Raw genomic sequence first — 16,590 nt, forward strand, 5'->3', positions numbered from 1 at the left:
CGTCGATTCGTCGCTCACCCGCTCGAAAACGGAACAGTTTACTGGTCTGATCCTTCAGATCCGTCGATTTCGACGGGTATAAACCGGATGTTTGCGCTAGTCCGCTCCATGGCACGAGATCGACGACAGTTTCTTACAGGTGCGGGTGCGGTCGGACTCGCAGGCATTGCTGGCTGTGTCGGTGGGTTCGGCGACGAGGGGGACGCCGACGTCCAGGTCGGAATGGTGTACGCGACCGGCGGCCTCGGCGACGACTCGTTCAACGACATGGCAAAGCAGGGCATCGAAGAGGCTTCCAACGAGTTCAGCCTCGCGTTCGACGAGACCGAACCGAGTTCCGAGGGCGAGTTCGCCGGCGCACAGCGGGACTACGCGGAGTCCGGCGAGTACGATCTGATCTGCTGTATCGGCTACGCGCAGGTCGAAGCCCTCTCGGAGAACGCGCCGGAGTATCCGGACCAGAACTTCATTATCGTCGACGAGACCGTCGAGGAGGACAACGTCCGGAGTTACCTGTTCGGCGAGCCCGAGGGCTCGTTCCAGGTCGGTCACCTGGCCGGCCTGCTGACCGACGAGGAGTTCGCGGCCGGGGCCGGCGAGACGAATCCGAACGAGAGCGTCGTCGGCTTCGTCGGCGGTACCGAATCGCCGCTGATCGAGTCGTTCGAGGCCGGCTTCCGTGCGGGCGTCGAGTACGCGGACACCGGCGCCGAGGTCGCCTCGACGTACGTCGGCGAGTTCAACAACACCGCCGGCGGACAGGAGGCCGCCCGGTCGCTGTACCAGAACCGGGGCGCCGACATCATCTTCCACGCGGCCGGCCGGACCGGGATCGGCGTCTTCCAGGCGGCGCAGGAAGAGGGCCGGTTCGCGATCGGCGTCGACGACGACCAGTCCGAGTCCAACCCGGGCTACGCCGACGTCATCCTCGCGAGCATGGTCAAGCGCGTCGACACCGCGATCTACTCCGCCGCCGAGGCCGTCGTCAACGACGAGTTCGCGGGCGGCGAAACCGAGACCCTCGGCCTCGAACAGGACGGCGTCGGCGCCGAGTACGGCGCCGAGATCGGCGGCGAGATCCCCGAGGAGATCAAATCTCAACTCGAGGAGTCCGAGCAAGCGATCATCGACGGCGAGATCGACGTCCCGAACGAACCGTAATCGCATGACGGAGCCGGGAATGGGAACGACTGACGGGACGGGACCGACCGAGGGGACGGGGGTGCGCGCCGCCGATCAGCGAACCACCGGCAGCGACCTCGCCATCCACCTCGACGGCATCACGAAGCGATTCCCCGGCGTCGTCGCCAACGACGACGTCGATCTGCGGGTTGAGCGGGGCACCGTCCACGCCCTGCTCGGCGAGAACGGGGCCGGGAAGACGACCCTGATGAACGTCCTCTACGGGCTCTACCAGCCCGAAGAAGGACGGGTCGTCGTCGACGGACAGGAGCGATCGTTCGACTCGCCGCGAGACGCCATCGACGCCGGCATCGGGATGATCCACCAGCACTTCATGCTGGTTGATCCGATGACGGTCGCCGAGAACATCGCCCTGGGCAACGAGCCGACGAAGTGGTTCGGCATGGCCGTCGACCGCGACCGGATCGACCGCGAGGTCCGGGATCTCTGCGATCGGTACGGGTTCGACGTCGATCCACAGACGACCGTCGAGGATCTGAGCGTCGGCGTCCAACAGCGCGTCGAAATTCTCAAGGCGCTGTTCCGGGGCGCGGACGTGCTCATCCTCGACGAGCCGACCGCCGTCCTCACGCCCCAAGAGGTCGAGGACCTCTACGACGTCCTCGACGAACTCACCGCGCAGGGGAAGACGATCATCTTCATCACGCACAAGTTAGAGGAGGCGACCCACGCCGCCGACGCGATCACCGTCCTTCGGGATGGCAAGTCCGTCGGCACGGTCGACCCCGAGCGCACGAACCGAGAAGACCTGGCCGAGCGCATGGTCGGCCGGGAAGTACTGCTGGAGGCCGAATCCGACCCGGTCGAGACGGGCGACGTCGTCCTCTCGACGGAGAACGTGTCCGTCGAGGACGCCCGCGGGGTCGAGGTCGTCTCCGGTATCGACCTCGACGTCCGCGCCGGCGAAATCGTCGGCATCGCGGGCGTCGACGGCAACGGCCAGGCGGAACTGATCGAGGCGATCACCGGCCTTCGGACGCCCGACGAGGGCACGGTTTCCTACGAGGGCGCGAACGTCACCGACTGGTCGCGCCGCCGGCGGATCGAGAACGGGATGGCGTACATCCCCGAGGACCGCCACGAGCGCGGCCTGGTCATGTCCTTCGACCTCGTCGAAAACGGCGTTCTCGGGAGCCAGCGGTCGCCGGAGTTCGCAAGCGGCGGGCGCATCGACTGGCCAGGCGTCCGCGGCCACGCCGAGGAGATCATCGAGACCTACGACGTCCGGCCGCCGAACGCCGACGCCGACGCCCGCTCGTTCTCCGGCGGGAACCAACAGAAGTTCATCGTCGGCCGCGAGTTCGAGCGCGACCCCTCGCTGGTCGTCGCGACCCACCCCACCCGCGGGGTCGACATCGGCTCGACGGAGTTCATCCACGACCGGCTGCTCGACCTCCGCCAACAGGGGGTCGCGGTCCTGCTGGTCTCCTCGAATCTCGACGAAGTCCGCTCGCTCTCGGACCGCCTGGCGGTCATCTACGAGGGCGAGTTCATCGACGTCACCGACCCCGAAACGGTCACCGAGGAGGAGCTGGGGCTGCTCATGGCCGGCCAGCGGCCGGGAGTTGACGGTACCGGTACCGGCGCCGACGCCGACGCTACCACCGGAACCGGTGACGCCGCCGGGACCGGAAACGGAGGTGAACTGCGATGAGCGCGGCGAAAGACCGGCTCGATCGGCTCCTCGAACGCCTGATCCAGGCGTCGGTCCTCGAACGCGTCGTCATCAGCGTCGCGGCGCTGTTCGCCGCCGTCCTCATCGGCGGCGTGCTGGTGTTCATCTCCGGCGGCTTCGCCTCCTGCCGGTCCGGCCTCGACGTGGCCGGGATGACGTTCTGTTACAACCCAATGCAGGTCTACTACGAGCTGTTCCTCGGGGCGCTGGGCCACCCGCTCGACGGCGGCTGGAGCCCCGTGAACTACAGGCTCGCGACGACGCTCCGAGAGGCGACGCTGCTGATCTTCGCGGGGCTGTCGGTCGCGGTCGCGTTCCGCGCCGGCCTGCTCAACATCGGGACGCAGGGCCAACTGGTCGTCGGCGGGCTCGCGACGGCCGTCACGGTCGTCTACGCCGCGTCGATCGTCCCCGGCGGCTTCGTCGGGACGGTCGTCCTCATCCCGCTCGGCGTGCTCGCGGGTGCGATCGCCGGCGGGCTCTACGGCGCGCTTCCGGGCGTCCTGAAGGCCTACGCCGACGCCAACGAGGTTATCACGACGATCATGCTCAACTTCGTCGCGGCCGGCGTCACGTCGACCATGCTCTCTCGGTGGTTCCAGGATCCCGACAGCACCAACCCGCGGACCGAGCCGGTCCCCGAGTACGCCGAGATCCCGAGCATCGGCTTCCAGGCGGGCTTCTCGGTGCTCGCGCTCGCGTTCGCCGTCGCGCTCATGCTCGGAATCGCCTGGCTGCTCGCGCGAACCTCGTTCGGGTACGAACTCCGGACGAGCGGCATCCAGCCGGCGGCGGCAGCCTACGGCGGTGTCGACGAGAAGCGGATGACCGTCGCCAGCATGACCCTCTCGGGGGCGCTGGGCGGCGTCGCCGGCGCCTTCTGGGTCCTGATGGTCCACGGCAGCTGGCTCGAGAACGTGCCGTCGATCGGTTTCGACGGGATCGCAGTCTCGGTGCTGGCCGGCAACAACCCGTTGGGCGTCGGCGCGGCGGCGTTCCTGTTCGGCGTCCTCCAGAGCGGCTCGAACTCGATCGGGACGACGACGGACGTTCCGCCCGAACTGGTCGGCATCCTCACCGGGCTGATCATCCTCTTCGTCGCGATGCCGGAGTTCTTCCGGATGGTCGGCCAGCGCTACCTCGACGTCGGGGCCGGACAGCCGGTTCGCGCCGACGGCGGCGACGGAGGTGAGACCGATGAGTGACCTGCGCGATCGGCTCTCGCGCCGGTCGATCGGCGCGGGGCTGGGCGCTCTCGCAGTTCTGTGGGTCGTCGTCGGTCTCCTGGCCCCCGACTCGTGGCCGGGCGTCCTGCTCTCGATCGCGGCCAGCCCGAGCACCCACACGGCGACGCTCCGACTCGCCGTCCCGATCGCGCTCGCGGCGATCGGCGGCATCTTCGCCGAGAAGAGCGGCGTCATCAACATCGGCATCGAGGGGCTGCTCATCGTCTCGGCCTTTAGCTCGATCATCGCCGTCCACCGGCTCGGCGACGGCGGCGCGACGCTTGGCCTGCCGAACCTGTGGTGGGGGCTCCTGGCCGGCGTGGCCGTCAGCGTGCTCTTCGCGTTGCTCTTCGCGATCGTCTGTATCGAGTTCAAGGCCGACCAGATCATCGCGGGCCTGGCGATCTGGCTCATCTCGCTGGGCCTGGCGCCGTTCGCCTCGCGGATCGTCTTCGGCAGTCCGAACATCCCGGGCGTCACGCGGTTCGGCGACGTGACGATCCCGGTGCTGTCGGAGATTCCGCTGCTTGGCTACCTGCTGTTCGACACCGAACCGCAGGTGTACATCATGCTCGTCGGCGCCGTCGCGGGCTGGTACCTGCTCTCCCGGACGAACTTCGGGCGGTGGGTGGTCGCCAGCGGCGAGAACCCGAAGGCCCTGGACACGGCCGGCGTCGACGTCCGCAAGGTCCGGTACGCCGCCGTGCTCCTCTCAGGTGTGTTCGCCGGTCTGGGCGGCGCCGGCTTCGCGCTGGGCCACCTCGGCACGTTCGCCGGCGGCGGCGACACGGCGATCGGCGGCCGCGGGTTCATCGCGATCGCGACCTACCTGCTCGCGAACTACCATCCGATCGGCGCCCTGCTCGGCTCGTTCCTCTTCGCCGGGCTCAACTCGGTCCAGACCACGCTCCAGTCGGCCGGCTACGCGATCCCGACGGAGCTGATCCGCACCATCCCGCACATGACGGTCATCGTCGTCCTCGTGTTCGTCGGTCGCACCCGCCTGCCCGACGCCGCCGGCGACCACTACGAGTCCGGCGAGGACTGACCGCTCACCGTCTCCTTTTTCCTCCGTTCGCGGGTCGAGAGTCGGCAAACCGGAGACGCCGCGCGAGGACAGCCGATGCCTTCTTGCACCCGCTCGGGGTACGTCACAGCGTGACCGAAGCAACGGAACGCGATCTCATCGACGCCGCGCGAGACGTCCAGTCGGCCGCCCACGTCCCCTACTCCGAGTACGCGGTCGGAGCCGCCCTCGAGACCGCCGACGGCGAGGTCTTCGTCGGCTGCAACCTCGAGAACGCGAACTTCAGCAACAGCCTCCACGCCGAGGAGGTCGCGATCGCCGAGGCGGTCAAGACCGGCCACCGCGAGTTCGCCAGGCTCGCGGTCAGCTCGAGCCGCCGCGACGGCGTCACCCCCTGTGGAATGTGCCGCCAGACGCTCGCCGAGTTCTGCGACGACGGCCTGGTCGTACTCTGCGACGAGGGCGAGGGCGAGGAGCCGACGGAGTACACGCTCGGGGAACTCCTGCCGAACACGATCACCCAGGAGACGCTCGAGTGAGCGGTGAGCGGGCCGCCCGGTCCGGTGCGGGCCGAGAGAGCGATCGCGCCGCGGCCCTACGACACCGATTCCTCGAGTTCGTCGCGGAGGATCGTCCGGTGGCACCGCTTCTTTTCGGTGTTCTCGAAACAGACTAAGACCAGCGACTCTCCCGAAGCCAGGCGATCTTCGAGTTCGGCGAGCGCGGCCCGCGCGTCGTCGTCGGTTTCGAGGTGGTCCCGATAGGCCTCGTCGAATCCGACCTGGTCCCAGGCGGCGTTGTGGGCGCCCTCCTCGCACAGACCCCGCATCTTCATGTCCTCCTCGATATCGCGCAGCGAGTCGAGCAGGTCGGCGGGCGGGCCGAGGTCGGGGCGGTTCTCGTCGACAGCCGCGTGGAACCACGACGTCGGCTGCCGGACGACGCCGATCCGCGTCGCGTCCGCCGGCAGGTCGGCCAGGTCGTGCTGGATCGCGGCGACGTAGGTGTCCGCGAGCGTTCCCCGTGCCATACGCTCGCTACGCGGGTCCCGCATTTATATACGACGCCGGATCGAATCGCCGCCATTCGATGACCTCCGACAGCGAAGATCCGAACGCGGACGTCCAGTATCACCTCGAAGTGAGCGCCGACGACGTCGCCGACACCGTGCTCCTGCCGGGTAACCCCGAGCGCCTCGAGAAGATCGTCGCCTTCTGGGACGACCACGAGATCCGCGCACACCACCGGGAGTATCGCACCGCGACGGGCAGTTACGAGGGGGCGCCGATTTCGGTCACCTCGACCGGGATCGGCAGCCCCTCCGCGGCGATCGCCGTCGAGGAACTCGCCCGCGTCGGCGTCGACACCTTCATTCGAGTGGGCTCGTGCGGCGCGATCCAGCCCGAGATGGACGTCGGCGACCTGGTGATCACCTCGGGCGCAGTCCGCCAGGAGGGAACCAGCGACGAGTACGTCCGCGAGGACTACCCGGCCGCGGCGGACCACGAAGTCGTCGCCGCGCTGGTCGCCGCCGCCGAACGGCTCGGCTACGACTACCACACCGGCGTCACGATGAGCGCCGACTCGTTCTACGCCGGCCAGGGCCGACCCGGGTTCGACGGGTTCGAGGCCGCCGGCGCGGACGGCCTGGTCGACGAGCTCAAGGAAGCGAACGTCAAGAACATCGAGATGGAGGCCAGCGCCATTCTCACGCTCGCGAACCTCTACGGGCTGCGGGCCGGCGCGGTCTGTACCGTCTACGCCAACCGCGAGACCGGCGAGTTCCGGACCGAAGGCGAATCGCGCGCGGCCGAGACGGCGTCGCTCGCGACGCATCTCCTGGCGAAGATGGACGAGGTCAAGCGCGAGGCCGGCGCCGATCGGTGGCACGCCGGACTGTCGATCGAGTAACGCCGAGCGGCTGAACGGCCGTTTTCGTCTCAGTCTCGCATCCGAACGATCCCGTCCTCGAAGACCTTCCGGTTCGGCACGATGTACTCCTCCGAATCGTCCTCGATCTTCGTGACGAACAGATCGACCTCCTGAACGATCCCGGTCTGCTCGCCGATTCGGACCTGGTCGCCGATCCCGTAGGGCTGGTTGAGCAGGAGGTAGATCCCCGCCGCGCTCGAGACGAGGAAATCCTTGAAGGCGACGGTGCCGACGATGACGACGCCGACGGCGTACACCGTCAGCAGGATTAGCAGCGCCAGGACGTGGACGCCGATCTGGCCCAGGGCGATGATGAAGGTGACGTAGAGGACGGAGTACTTGACCACCTTCGGGAGCAAGGAGACCTCGGGGAGTTTGACCCCGCGTAAGTACTCGCTGACGATCAGCTCCGACTTGTCCGCGACGATGAACCCGAGGATGAGCACTAAGACGGCGATGAACAGCTGTGGGATGAACTCCGTGACCCGCAGCCAGAAGGCGTCCGTGTCCAGCAGCTGCGCGATGTGGATCGCGGTCAGGACCGCGATGCCGTAGATGAACCACGAACTCAGCCGCGCGACGATCTCGACCGTCGAGGTGCCGATCGACTGGGCCGTCCGCTCGAACGGCGTCCCTTCGACGGCCCCGGGCACGCCCGAGGCGGCCAGCAACTCCTCGTTGAGCCGGCCGACGAGATAGCCGACCACGAGTCCGAGCGCCAGTACCGCCGCCGCGATGACGGCCGGCTCGTTGACGAACGACTGCCAGTTGACCATATCAGTACGCCTCCGGATCGACCTCCAGAATGAGCTCTCCGGCCTTGAACGCCCGGACGAGTCCGTCGCTCTCGGAGAGAACGATCGAAATCGCATTGGTGTCCCGCGTGATCGCGGCGCCGGACATGTGCCGCGCCCCCAGCCCCTTCGGAATGTCGATCCCCTCCGCGGACGGCTCGAGGTAGCGGTACGCCGAGACAATCTTGCCCGCGTCGGAGATGACGAACGCGCCGTCGAGCCGCGAGAATTCCTTGAGCATCACGTTCACGATCGGATCGCCGACGTGGACGTGAGACTTCTCGAAGGGGTTGTACGAGAGGGGCCGAGACTTGTTCATCACCTTCCCCGCGTCGCCGACGACGAACAGCGCGCCCACGGGCTTGCCCTTCTGTCCCTTCTGGCCCAACTCGATCGCCAGTTCGAGGACCGCCTTGGTCACCTCCGAGTCGGCCCGGGACTTGACGAACATGTCGTAGATCCCCGTGTGGGTCTCCGCGTCCGCCCGGACGCGCGAGACGGTATCGATCCCGTCTCCGAAGACGCTCGTCGCGCAGGCCAACTCGTCGCCGTCCTCGATCACTCCTTGTTCCAGCGCGCCTTCCAGGCCGAAGCGGATGCGCTCCGTGATGGCTTCGAATTCCAGGGGGAGTTCGACGAACGTCTCCGCGCCCACGGCGTTTTCCGTGCCGACGACGATCACATCGACGTCGTCGACCGACGCGAACTGTTCGTAGTAAGATCCGCTCGGCGAAAAGAGAACGACTGCATCGATACTCGCAAAGAGTTCCCCGAAGACGTCGTCTAACCCGGCCATTGCTCGTATAAGTCGTTTCCGCGCGAATAAGCGTTGTGGGACGTCAGACGCTTGTCTGTCGATTATCTACGGATTTAACTGGGTTCAATTATCTGTCACTGACTCGTCGGTCGGCTCGGAGTCCGTCCCGTCGCGGTCGCCATACTCGCGTTCGAAAGCGATCGGATCGGGGCCGAGAACCGTCGTGACGCCACCGCCGCGGCGACGGATCATCGGGACGCCCCCGCGGTCGGGATCAGACCCGGGCCCTTCGTCGCCACCGTCACCGTCGGCGCCCCGATCACCGTCCGTCCCGTCGGTCGGCCGCCTGGCGTCGCCCGCCGCGGACTCAGATTGCGCGAGTGCGCGGCCGGCCCACGCGGCTTCCGCGCGGATTTCGCGGAGGTGCCGAACCGCGTCGCGACGCGTCGCGGGTTCGAGGTCACCGTCGCGGGCGGCCTGGCGGACGGTCGCGAGGAGCGTCCGCGCCGTCGCGTCGATCGTCGCGAGCCGCACGCGGAAGGCGGGCCGGACCGCGTCGGAGCCGGACCCGTACGCTCGGACGATCGAGTCGGTCGATACGTCTCGTCGGTCGGGGCCTTCGAGACCCCGCGAATTGTCGTCTGACATGGCGTTCGTCGTTCGAATGCGGGAGTTGGCGCAGATCGGTGTGAGGACACCTTCTGTCTGTTTTGTCGTTGCTCGTTCACTCCGCGTACCGTCCCGCTGTCCAAATATTATAGTAGCATAACAAAAAACTATGCCCCGCAGTCCTATTGGTACCCTAAATTGGATCAAAGAACTGCTAGAACGGTTAGTAGAACTGCTATTGCGTACCTTCATGGAACTCTGCTCAGCATAGCTTTATAGATGCGAAAGCGTGCTGAGTGGATGACTCGGGCAGATGACGAGATACTGGAGTACCTCGCATCGGAGACGGCCGGGACTCCGAAAGTGATCGCAGATGCGCTCGATCGGAGCAACGACTACATCGGCGTTCGCTGCCGCAAACTCGCCTCGTACGGCCTGGTCGAGCGTCCCTCCCGCGGCTTCTACGTGATCTCCGATACGGGGGCATCGTATCTCGACGGGGAGTTAGACGCAAGTTCGCTGACGGAAGACGGGGACTGAGTTCGGGGGCCAGGCGACTCGTCGGAGACGGAGATAGTAAACTCGAGGAAAAGGGTACGGAAAGACCGAAATTTAGAGTGACGGCAGTATACTGTGCGGGACCGGATTCGAACCAGAGCAAGAAATGCTCGCTCCCGTCGGTCGCTGCGCGTTCCTTGCAGGGTTCGAATCCTCATCGCGATGCGTCTCCTCGCGGAAGTGCTCGGAGAAGCATGCGCGGGACCGGATTCGAACCGGCGGACCCCTACGGGACAGCGTCCTAAGCGCTGCGCCGTTGGCCTAGCTTGGCTACCCGCGCTCGGTTTTGGATTTTCACGAATCGAGTAAGTACCTGTCGGTCCGCGATGATCGCGGGTCACCCGTGTTTCACCGGCTCCTCCGGCGACCAATCCGGGGGAACGATGAACGTCACGTGCTCCGAATCCCGCAGCTGGTGGAGCTCCGCGGCTCGTTCGGCCAGCGACCGCTCCCGGTAGGGCATCTCGAGCCCGCAGCCGGTACAGACGAGTTTGCAGGTTGGCTCTTTCATGTGGCTCGCGAACCGCCCCCGATGGTGGTCGTCGCATTGGTCTTCACCCTACAGGTGGTTTAGTAGTTATCTCCTAGTGTAATCGACCGAGAACGGCCGCAGTACCGAACTATCCGTAGCTGGACGTTGCCATTCGTAGTACTGCATTGGAGCGAGCCGCCGACACCGACGGCCGGTGGCCCGACGACCGCCGGTCCGTACGTTTATCTCCATCGATCCGATATCCGGTCGTATGCACAGCGCCCGGGACCGTGTCGAATACGAACCGTGGCTCGAGAAACTCCAGACCGTTGCCGACCGACTGGAGCTATCGGCGGAGGCGCGATCGTGCGCGGTCGATCTCTTCCTCACCGACGTCCCCGCGTCAGATCGCTCGAAGCGAGCGGTCCTCGCCGCCAGCCTCTACGCCGGCTCACTCGTCGCCGGTGACGGCCGCACGCAGGGCGCGGTCGCCGAGGCCGCCGACGTCTCACGGCTCTCGATCCAGTCCCGCTGGAAGGAACTCCTCGAGTCTGCCGGCCTCGAACCGCCGCGGTGGTAGGGAGCACGTACGGCCGTTTCACTACCATAGGTCGCCACTGACCGACCGTAACAAGTCGGTACGCGGACTGAAACAGCTATTACGCGGCGATCGGAAATAGCGGCCGCAAACGAGGCGCCGCGTCGCCAGGCGTCGCGCCGTCAGTCCTCGTCGACGACGGTCCCGTGTTCGTCGATCTCCCCCTGGACGATCCGCGTACTCGAGATGATATCGCCGTCGTCGGCGAGGAGGTGCGGGACGACGACGACCTCGAGCGGATCGTGGCCGCGTTCGCGGCGAATTTCGTTGATCCGGTCGCCACCTTCGCGCGTCTCGGGGGAGACGATGAGGTAGTCGAACTGGGGTTCGGTTGCGATCCCCGTCGGCTTCGTCAGTTTCCGAATCTCGAACTCGCGGTCGTAGTCGGCCGCGATCGCTTCGAGTTCGTCCGCGAGAGCCGCCTTCCGCTCGTCGAACGGCCGAACGTTCCGATCGACCGATCGCGTCTTCGGCGCGAGCTCGTCGCTGGTCAGCCCGACCGTCACGTCCCCGAGTTCGAACGCCCGTTCGAACAGCCGTCGGTGGCCGTCGTGAACGGGGTCGAAGGTCCCACCAAGCGCGACGTCCATACCCCACCCCACTCCAGCGGCGCGTATAAAACGGTCGAATCAACGCATTTGTACGGGGCCGCTCGGCGGCCGTCCGAAACCATATTTTCGACATGTGTCGAAGATACCCTCCACATCGTTTTTGTAGTATCCTGTAGTGTCCCCGATATGGGACTAGACGAGGACGCACTGGAGTACCATCGGACCGATCCGCCGGGGAAGATCGAGATTTCGACCACCAAATCGACGAACACCCAGCGAGACCTCTCGCTGGCGTACTCGCCTGGCGTCGCGGCGCCGTGTCGCGAGATCGACGAGGACGAGACCGACGCCTACAGCTACACGGCCAAGGGCAACTTGGTCGGCGTCGTCTCGAACGGCTCCGCCGTCCTCGGACTGGGCGACATCGGTGCCCAGGCGTCGAAACCCGTCATGGAGGGGAAGGGCGTGCTATTCAAGCGCTTCGCCGACATCGACGTCTTCGACATCGAACTCGACGAGGAAGACCCGCACAAGTTCGTCGAGGCCGTCAAGATGATGGAACCGACCTTCGGCGGGGTCAACTTGGAGGACATCAAGGCGCCCGAGTGTTTCACCATCGAGGAACGGCTCCGCGAGGAGATCGACATCCCCGTCTTCCACGACGACCAGCACGGGACCGCGATCATCTCCGGCGCGGCGCTGCTCAACGCCGCGGACATCGCCGGCAAGAGTCTCGACGAACTCAAGATCGTGTTTTCGGGCGCGGGCGCGAGCGCTATCGCGACGGCGCGGTTCTACGTCTCGCTGGGCGTCCGCCGGGAGAACATTACCATGTGCGACTCCTCGGGGATCATCACCGAGGAGCGCGCGCGCCAGGACGATATCAATGAGTACAAGCGAGAGTTCGCCCGCGACGTTACAGAGGGCGGCCTGGCGGACGCGATGGAGGGCGCCGACGTCTTCGTCGGCCTCTCGATCGGCGGGATCGTCTCCCAGGAGATGGTCCGGTCGATGGCCGACGATCCGATCATCTTCGCGATGGCGAATCCGGACCCCGAGATCGGCTACGAGGAGGCCAAGGAGGCCCGCGACGACACCGTCATCATGGCGACCGGCCGTTCGGACTACCCGAACCAGGTCAACAACGTGCTCGGGTTCCCCTTTATCTTCCGCGGCGCGCTGGACGTCCGCGCGACCGAGATCAACGAGGAGATGAAGGTGGCCTGCGCCGAGGCGCTGGCGGAACTCGCCCGCGAGGACGTCCCGGACGCGGTCGTCAAGGCGTACGGCGACGAGCCGATCCAGTACGGCTCCGAGTACATCATTCCCAAGCCCGTCGATCCGCGGGTGCTCTTCCGCGTCGCGCCGTCGATCGCCGAGGCGGCGATGGAGTCCGGCGCCGCCCGCGCGGAACTCGACACCGACGAGTACGAGGAGGAACTCGAGGCCCGCCTCGGAAAGTCCCGCGAGATGATGCGGGTCGTCCTCAACAAAGCCAAGAGCGACCCCCAGACGGTCGCGCTCGCCGAGGGTGAAAACGAGAAGATGATCCGCGCGGCCTACCAGATCCAGGAGCAGGGGATCGCCCTGCCGGTGCTGATCGGCGACGAGGGAGAGATCCGCCAGACGGCGGCAAATCTCGGACTCGACTTCGATCCGACCGTCGCGGATCCCGCCGTGGGCGACTACGAGGAGTACGCCGACCGGCTCCACGAACTCCGCGCCCGCAAGGGGATCACGCGGACCGAGGCCGGCGAACTCATCGAGCGCGACACGAACTACTTCGGCAGCATCATGGTCGAACAGGGCGATGCCGACGCCCTGCTGACCGGCCTCTCGCACCACTACCCGTCGGCGCTGCGACCGCCGCTGCAGGTCATCGGCACCGACGAGAACGTCGACTACGCCGCTGGCGTCTACATGCTCACGTTCAAGAATCGCGTGGTCTTCGTCGCCGACGCGACGGTCAACCAGGACCCCGACGAGGAGGTCCTCGCGGAGGTCACCAAGCAGACGGGCAAGCTCGCGCGCCGGTTCAACATCGAGCCCCGCGCGGCCCTGCTCTCGTACTCGAACTTCGGCAGCGTCAACAACGAGGGGACGCGCAAGCCCCGCAAGGCGGCCTCGATGCTGCAGGACGATCCCGAGGTCGACTTCCCCGTCGACGGCGAGATGCAGGCTGACACCGCCGTCGTGGAGGACATCCTCCAGGGCACCTATGGCTTCTCCGAACTCGATGACCCCGCGAACGTGCTGGTCTTCCCGAACCTCGAATCGGGTAACATCGGCTACAAGCTGCTCCAGCGCCTGGGCGGGGCCGACGCCATCGGCCCGATGCTCGTCGGGATGGACAAGCCGGTCCACGTCCTCCAGCGCGGCGACGAGGTCAAGGACATCGTAAACCTGGCCGGCGTGGCGGTCGTCGACGCACAACAGGAGTAACTCGCGCGGTTGGCCCGTGCGCGGTTTTTAGCGGTCCGCGGAGCGGCCGAGTCCGAACCGATCGAGACGAAAGCGTGGATTCAAGTATGCGCCGGGACTTTTGCCGCGTATGCAAGATCAGGGACGCTCTACGCGCAAGCGAACCGGTGGCCGACTGAAGAACGTTCGAAAGCGCCGCAAGGACGAGCTCGGCCGGCTCCCGACCGAGACGCAGGTCGGCGAACCCCGATACCGGACCGTCGACGTGCGCGGCAACGACACGAAGACCCGCGCTCTCGCGACGAACGTCGCCAGCGTCAACAAGGGCGGAGAGACGGTCTCCGCGGAGATCGAGGACGTCGTCGAGAACGACGCCAACCCGAACTACGTCCGCCGGAACATCATCACGAAGGGCGCTGTCATCGAGACGAGCGAGGGCCGCGCTCGCGTGACGTCCCGACCGGGCCAGACCGGACAGGTCAACGCCGCTCTCCTCGACTAACGCGAACTGCGAACTGAGCGCCGTTTTTCGGTTCTCACGGCCGATGCACGCCCGAAAGCGGCCGGTATACTCGTCGCCGACCGCCGAGCGCTCGCCGGCCGTCGCTCCCTCCAGCTACACGTCCCCGATCTCGCGGTTCCAGACCGGCGTCACGGGCGCTTCTAACCGATCGATCTCCGCGTCGGTGAGGTCGACCGCGAGCGCGCCAACGTTGTCTTCGAGGTGATCGATCGTCCGCGGACCGACGATCGGCGCGTCGACGACCTCCTTGTGGAGCAACCAGGCGAGCGCGACCTGCGCCGGCGTCGCGTCGTTGGCGTCGGCGATCTCGCGGAGTTCCTCGACGACGGCCCAGTTCTCGTCGGTGAACCGTTTTTCCATGAACTCGTCCGTCGCGGCCCGGCCCGAGTCGGGGTCCCCGTCGCGGTCGTACTTGCCCGTCAGGAAGCCGCCGGCCAGCGGCGACCACGGAATAACCCCGATCTCTTGATCGGCACACAGCGGCAGGACGTTGGCCTCCTCGTGGCGGTCCACGAGGTTGTACTCGCACTGCATCGAGACGAACCGCTCGTAGTTGTCGACGTCCGCTTCGTGCAGGGCCTTCATGAACCGCCAGGCGGGCATCGTGCTCGCGCCGACGTACCGGACTTTTCCGTCCTCGACGAGGCGGTCGAGCGCCGAGAGCGTCTCCTCGATGGGCGTGTGCTCGTCCCAGCGGTGGATCTGGTAGAGGTCGATGTAGTCGGTGCCGAGTCGCTCGAGGCTCGCCTCGGCCTGGTCGAGGACGTGCTTGCGGGAGAGGCCCTGTCCGTTCGGTCCCTCGTGCATCTCGCCGTAGACCTTCGTCGCGACGACGAGTTCCGCCCGGTCGCGGTCCGCGTCGGCGAGGACGTCCCCGAGGATCGACTCGCTCTCGCCGTGGGAGTAGACGTTGGCCGTGTCGAAGAAGTTGATCCCGAGGTCGAGCGCTCGCTCGATCACCGCGCGGGCCTGGTCGCGGTCGTGGACCATCCAGGGTTGCTCGGTCCCGAAGTTCATGCAGCCGAGACAGAGTTGCGACACTTCCAGACCAGTGTCTCCGAGGTGCGTGTACTCCATCGCGCCGACCTTCATCGCGAGCGGGGTTAAACCCACCTCGAAGGTGCAGTTCGCTGCTTGGCCCGCGATATCGACGCGGTGATCGGAAGGGAAGCGGTTAGGGTCGCGGCGCCGCCTTCTGTAACGCCGTCTCGGCGACGTTGCCGCCGTAGTCGGCGCTTCGGGACAGCGAGTCGACGATCAGCCCCAGCGACTGGGCCTGTGCGGGTTCGAGATCGCGGAGCATGTCGTCGATCGCCCGGGTGTGTTCGTCGATCTCGACGACGGCTTCGAGCGCGTCGTGGCCGAGGCGGTTGGCCTCGTCGGCGTCCTCGGCGAACAGCGCGTCCGTGGCCTGTTCGAAGACGGTCGCGGCTTCGGCGTGGAGGCCGTGGATGGCGTCGGCAACGTCGGCAGGGAGGTCGTCGAGTTTCAGCGCGATGTCGCAGATCTTGACGGCGTGATCGGCGATCCGCTCGAGTTGGCGGGCGCTGGAGTGGAAATCGAAACAGGCCTCGCGCGAGACGCCGAGTTCCTCGACGGCGCGGGGCGATCGCAGCGTCGCGCGGAAGATCCGCGAGACGACGAGCCAGAGGCGGTCGACGTCGTCGTCGCGCTCGATCACGTCGTGGGCGATGGCGTCGTCGTTCTCGATCAACGCGGTCACCGCGTCCTCGAGCATCGACTGGGCGATCAGTCGCATCCGCGTGACCGCGTTGACGATCGACAGCTCCGAGGAGTCCAGTAAGTCCTGAATGACCACGCTGTCGTTGGTTTCCTCGAGCACCTCGACGCCGACGAGCCGCTGGGTCGCGTTCCGAATCGCGCCGCGCTGGTTGGTCGCGATGCCCCCCGCCTCGAGCCGGATGATATCGAAGCCGCTGACGTACATCGTCATCACGGCTCGCTTCAGCTGTTCGTCCTCGAGACCGGAGACGTCTAAGGTCCCCTCTTGTCGCCGCGTCTCACATTCAGGAGTCAGGAGGAGTTCGTCGTCTTCCGGATAGAACTCGACCGTCGTGCCGCTGCTGACGTCGTTGTCCGTCGCCCACGTCTTCGGCAGCGAAACGGTGTACGTCGACCCGCCCGTCACCTGAACCTTGCGCGTCTCCATACGTCCCACTTCCTCCTGAAACAATATAAATCTACTAGCCTATAGAGTGATATTGATTTGAGGTTTTTCGAAGA

At 66.2% G+C, this 16,590-nt stretch carries 18 protein-coding genes and 1 tRNA gene; 10 read left to right on the top strand and 9 right to left on the bottom strand.

What is annotated here, in order from left to right:
• Positions 1 to 108: 108 nt before the first annotated feature.
• The 5 genes from BMY29_RS01370 to cdd all read left to right on the top strand — a co-directional run bounded on the left by BMY29_RS01370 (position 109) and on the right by cdd (position 5,670).
• Positions 109 to 1,161, top strand: a complete 1,053-nt coding sequence (locus BMY29_RS01370; protein ID WP_049990334.1) for a BMP family lipoprotein — start codon at positions 109 to 111, stop codon at positions 1,159 to 1,161.
• Between the two features lie 4 nt (positions 1,162 to 1,165).
• A complete protein-coding gene (locus BMY29_RS01375) occupies positions 1,166 to 2,857 on the top strand; it encodes an ABC transporter ATP-binding protein (protein ID WP_049990335.1) in 1,692 nt (563 codons plus the stop codon).
• Positions 2,854 to 4,083, top strand: a complete 1,230-nt coding sequence (locus BMY29_RS01380) for an ABC transporter permease (RefSeq protein WP_049990336.1) — start codon at positions 2,854 to 2,856, stop codon at positions 4,081 to 4,083. The genes BMY29_RS01375 and BMY29_RS01380 overlap by 4 nt, the downstream gene beginning before the upstream one ends.
• Positions 4,076 to 5,152, top strand: a complete 1,077-nt coding sequence (locus tag BMY29_RS01385) for an ABC transporter permease (protein ID WP_049990337.1) — start codon at positions 4,076 to 4,078, stop codon at positions 5,150 to 5,152. The genes BMY29_RS01380 and BMY29_RS01385 overlap by 8 nt, the downstream gene beginning before the upstream one ends.
• 110 nt (positions 5,153 to 5,262) lie before the next feature.
• Positions 5,263 to 5,670, top strand: coding sequence for a cytidine deaminase (cdd, locus tag BMY29_RS01390; RefSeq protein WP_049990338.1), 408 nt, complete (start codon positions 5,263 to 5,265; stop codon positions 5,668 to 5,670).
• 56 nt (positions 5,671 to 5,726) lie between these two features.
• Here cdd and BMY29_RS01395 read toward each other — a convergent pair whose 3' ends face one another.
• Positions 5,727 to 6,161, bottom strand: coding sequence for a DUF488 domain-containing protein (locus BMY29_RS01395; protein WP_049990339.1), 435 nt, complete (start codon positions 6,159 to 6,161; stop codon positions 5,727 to 5,729).
• Between the two features lie 59 nt (positions 6,162 to 6,220).
• On the opposite strand from BMY29_RS01395, the gene BMY29_RS01400 reads away from it, so the two are divergent.
• Positions 6,221 to 7,042 (top strand): nucleoside phosphorylase, encoded by an 822-nt coding sequence (locus BMY29_RS01400; protein WP_049990340.1) that lies wholly within the window; start codon positions 6,221 to 6,223, stop codon positions 7,040 to 7,042.
• Positions 7,043 to 7,071: 29 nt separating this feature from the next.
• Here the strand turns inward: BMY29_RS01400 and BMY29_RS01405 are convergent, their stop codons facing one another.
• The 3 genes from BMY29_RS01405 to BMY29_RS01415 form a co-directional block, all read right to left on the bottom strand.
• Positions 7,072 to 7,839, bottom strand: coding sequence for a mechanosensitive ion channel family protein (locus BMY29_RS01405; RefSeq protein WP_049990341.1), 768 nt, complete (start codon positions 7,837 to 7,839; stop codon positions 7,072 to 7,074).
• Position 7,840: 1 nt separating this feature from the next.
• The gene (gene dacZ, locus BMY29_RS01410; RefSeq protein ID WP_049990342.1) at positions 7,841 to 8,653 is read right to left on the bottom strand and encodes a diadenylate cyclase DacZ; all 813 of its coding nucleotides are present in this window, start codon (positions 8,651 to 8,653) and stop codon (positions 7,841 to 7,843) included.
• 84 nt (positions 8,654 to 8,737) lie between these two features.
• A complete protein-coding gene (locus tag BMY29_RS01415; protein ID WP_049990343.1) occupies positions 8,738 to 9,262 on the bottom strand; it encodes a hypothetical protein in 525 nt (174 codons plus the stop codon).
• Between the two features lie 261 nt (positions 9,263 to 9,523).
• Here BMY29_RS01415 and BMY29_RS01420 point away from each other — a divergent pair, with 261 nt between their 5' ends.
• Entirely contained in the window at positions 9,524 to 9,763 is a 240-nt protein-coding gene (locus BMY29_RS01420) for a hypothetical protein (RefSeq protein WP_206539060.1), read from the top strand.
• Positions 9,764 to 9,976: 213 nt separating this feature from the next.
• On the opposite strand, the gene BMY29_RS01425 is transcribed toward BMY29_RS01420, so the two are convergent.
• Together BMY29_RS01425 and BMY29_RS20820 are read right to left on the bottom strand one after the other, a co-directional pair.
• Positions 9,977 to 10,061: transfer RNA gene (locus BMY29_RS01425), tRNA-Leu, on the bottom strand.
• 57 nt (positions 10,062 to 10,118) lie between these two features.
• Positions 10,119 to 10,292 (bottom strand): hypothetical protein, encoded by a 174-nt coding sequence (locus BMY29_RS20820; RefSeq protein ID WP_173424909.1) that lies wholly within the window; start codon positions 10,290 to 10,292, stop codon positions 10,119 to 10,121.
• Positions 10,293 to 10,524: 232 nt separating this feature from the next.
• Here BMY29_RS20820 and BMY29_RS01430 point away from each other — a divergent pair, with 232 nt between their 5' ends.
• Positions 10,525 to 10,833, top strand: a complete 309-nt coding sequence (locus BMY29_RS01430; RefSeq protein ID WP_049990345.1) for a transcription initiation factor IIB family protein — start codon at positions 10,525 to 10,527, stop codon at positions 10,831 to 10,833.
• 140 nt (positions 10,834 to 10,973) lie between these two features.
• Here BMY29_RS01430 and BMY29_RS01435 read toward each other — a convergent pair whose 3' ends face one another.
• On the bottom strand, positions 10,974 to 11,441 hold the full coding sequence (locus tag BMY29_RS01435) for a phosphopantetheine adenylyltransferase (RefSeq protein ID WP_049990346.1): 468 nt from the start codon (positions 11,439 to 11,441) through the stop codon (positions 10,974 to 10,976).
• A gap of 147 nt (positions 11,442 to 11,588) precedes the next feature.
• On the opposite strand from BMY29_RS01435, the gene BMY29_RS01440 reads away from it, so the two are divergent.
• Both BMY29_RS01440 and BMY29_RS01445 read left to right on the top strand, forming a co-directional pair.
• Positions 11,589 to 13,844, top strand: a complete 2,256-nt coding sequence (locus BMY29_RS01440; RefSeq protein WP_049990347.1) for an NADP-dependent malic enzyme — start codon at positions 11,589 to 11,591, stop codon at positions 13,842 to 13,844.
• Positions 13,845 to 13,953: 109 nt separating this feature from the next.
• A complete protein-coding gene (locus BMY29_RS01445; protein WP_049990348.1) occupies positions 13,954 to 14,325 on the top strand; it encodes a 30S ribosomal protein S8e in 372 nt (123 codons plus the stop codon).
• 114 nt (positions 14,326 to 14,439) lie between these two features.
• On the opposite strand, the gene BMY29_RS01450 is transcribed toward BMY29_RS01445, so the two are convergent.
• Positions 14,440 to 15,423, bottom strand: a complete 984-nt coding sequence (locus tag BMY29_RS01450) for an aldo/keto reductase (protein ID WP_049990393.1) — start codon at positions 15,421 to 15,423, stop codon at positions 14,440 to 14,442.
• A gap of 97 nt (positions 15,424 to 15,520) precedes the next feature.
• Positions 15,521 to 16,516 carry a phosphate uptake regulator PhoU gene (locus BMY29_RS01455; RefSeq protein WP_049990349.1) on the bottom strand — a complete coding sequence of 332 codons (996 nt, stop codon included), beginning with the start codon at positions 16,514 to 16,516 and terminating at the stop codon, positions 15,521 to 15,523.
• Between the last annotated feature and the right edge of the window lie 74 nt (positions 16,517 to 16,590).

Source organism: Natrinema salifodinae (genome assembly GCF_900110455.1).
Taxonomy (GTDB): Archaea; Halobacteriota; Halobacteria; order Halobacteriales; family Natrialbaceae; genus Natrinema; species Natrinema salifodinae.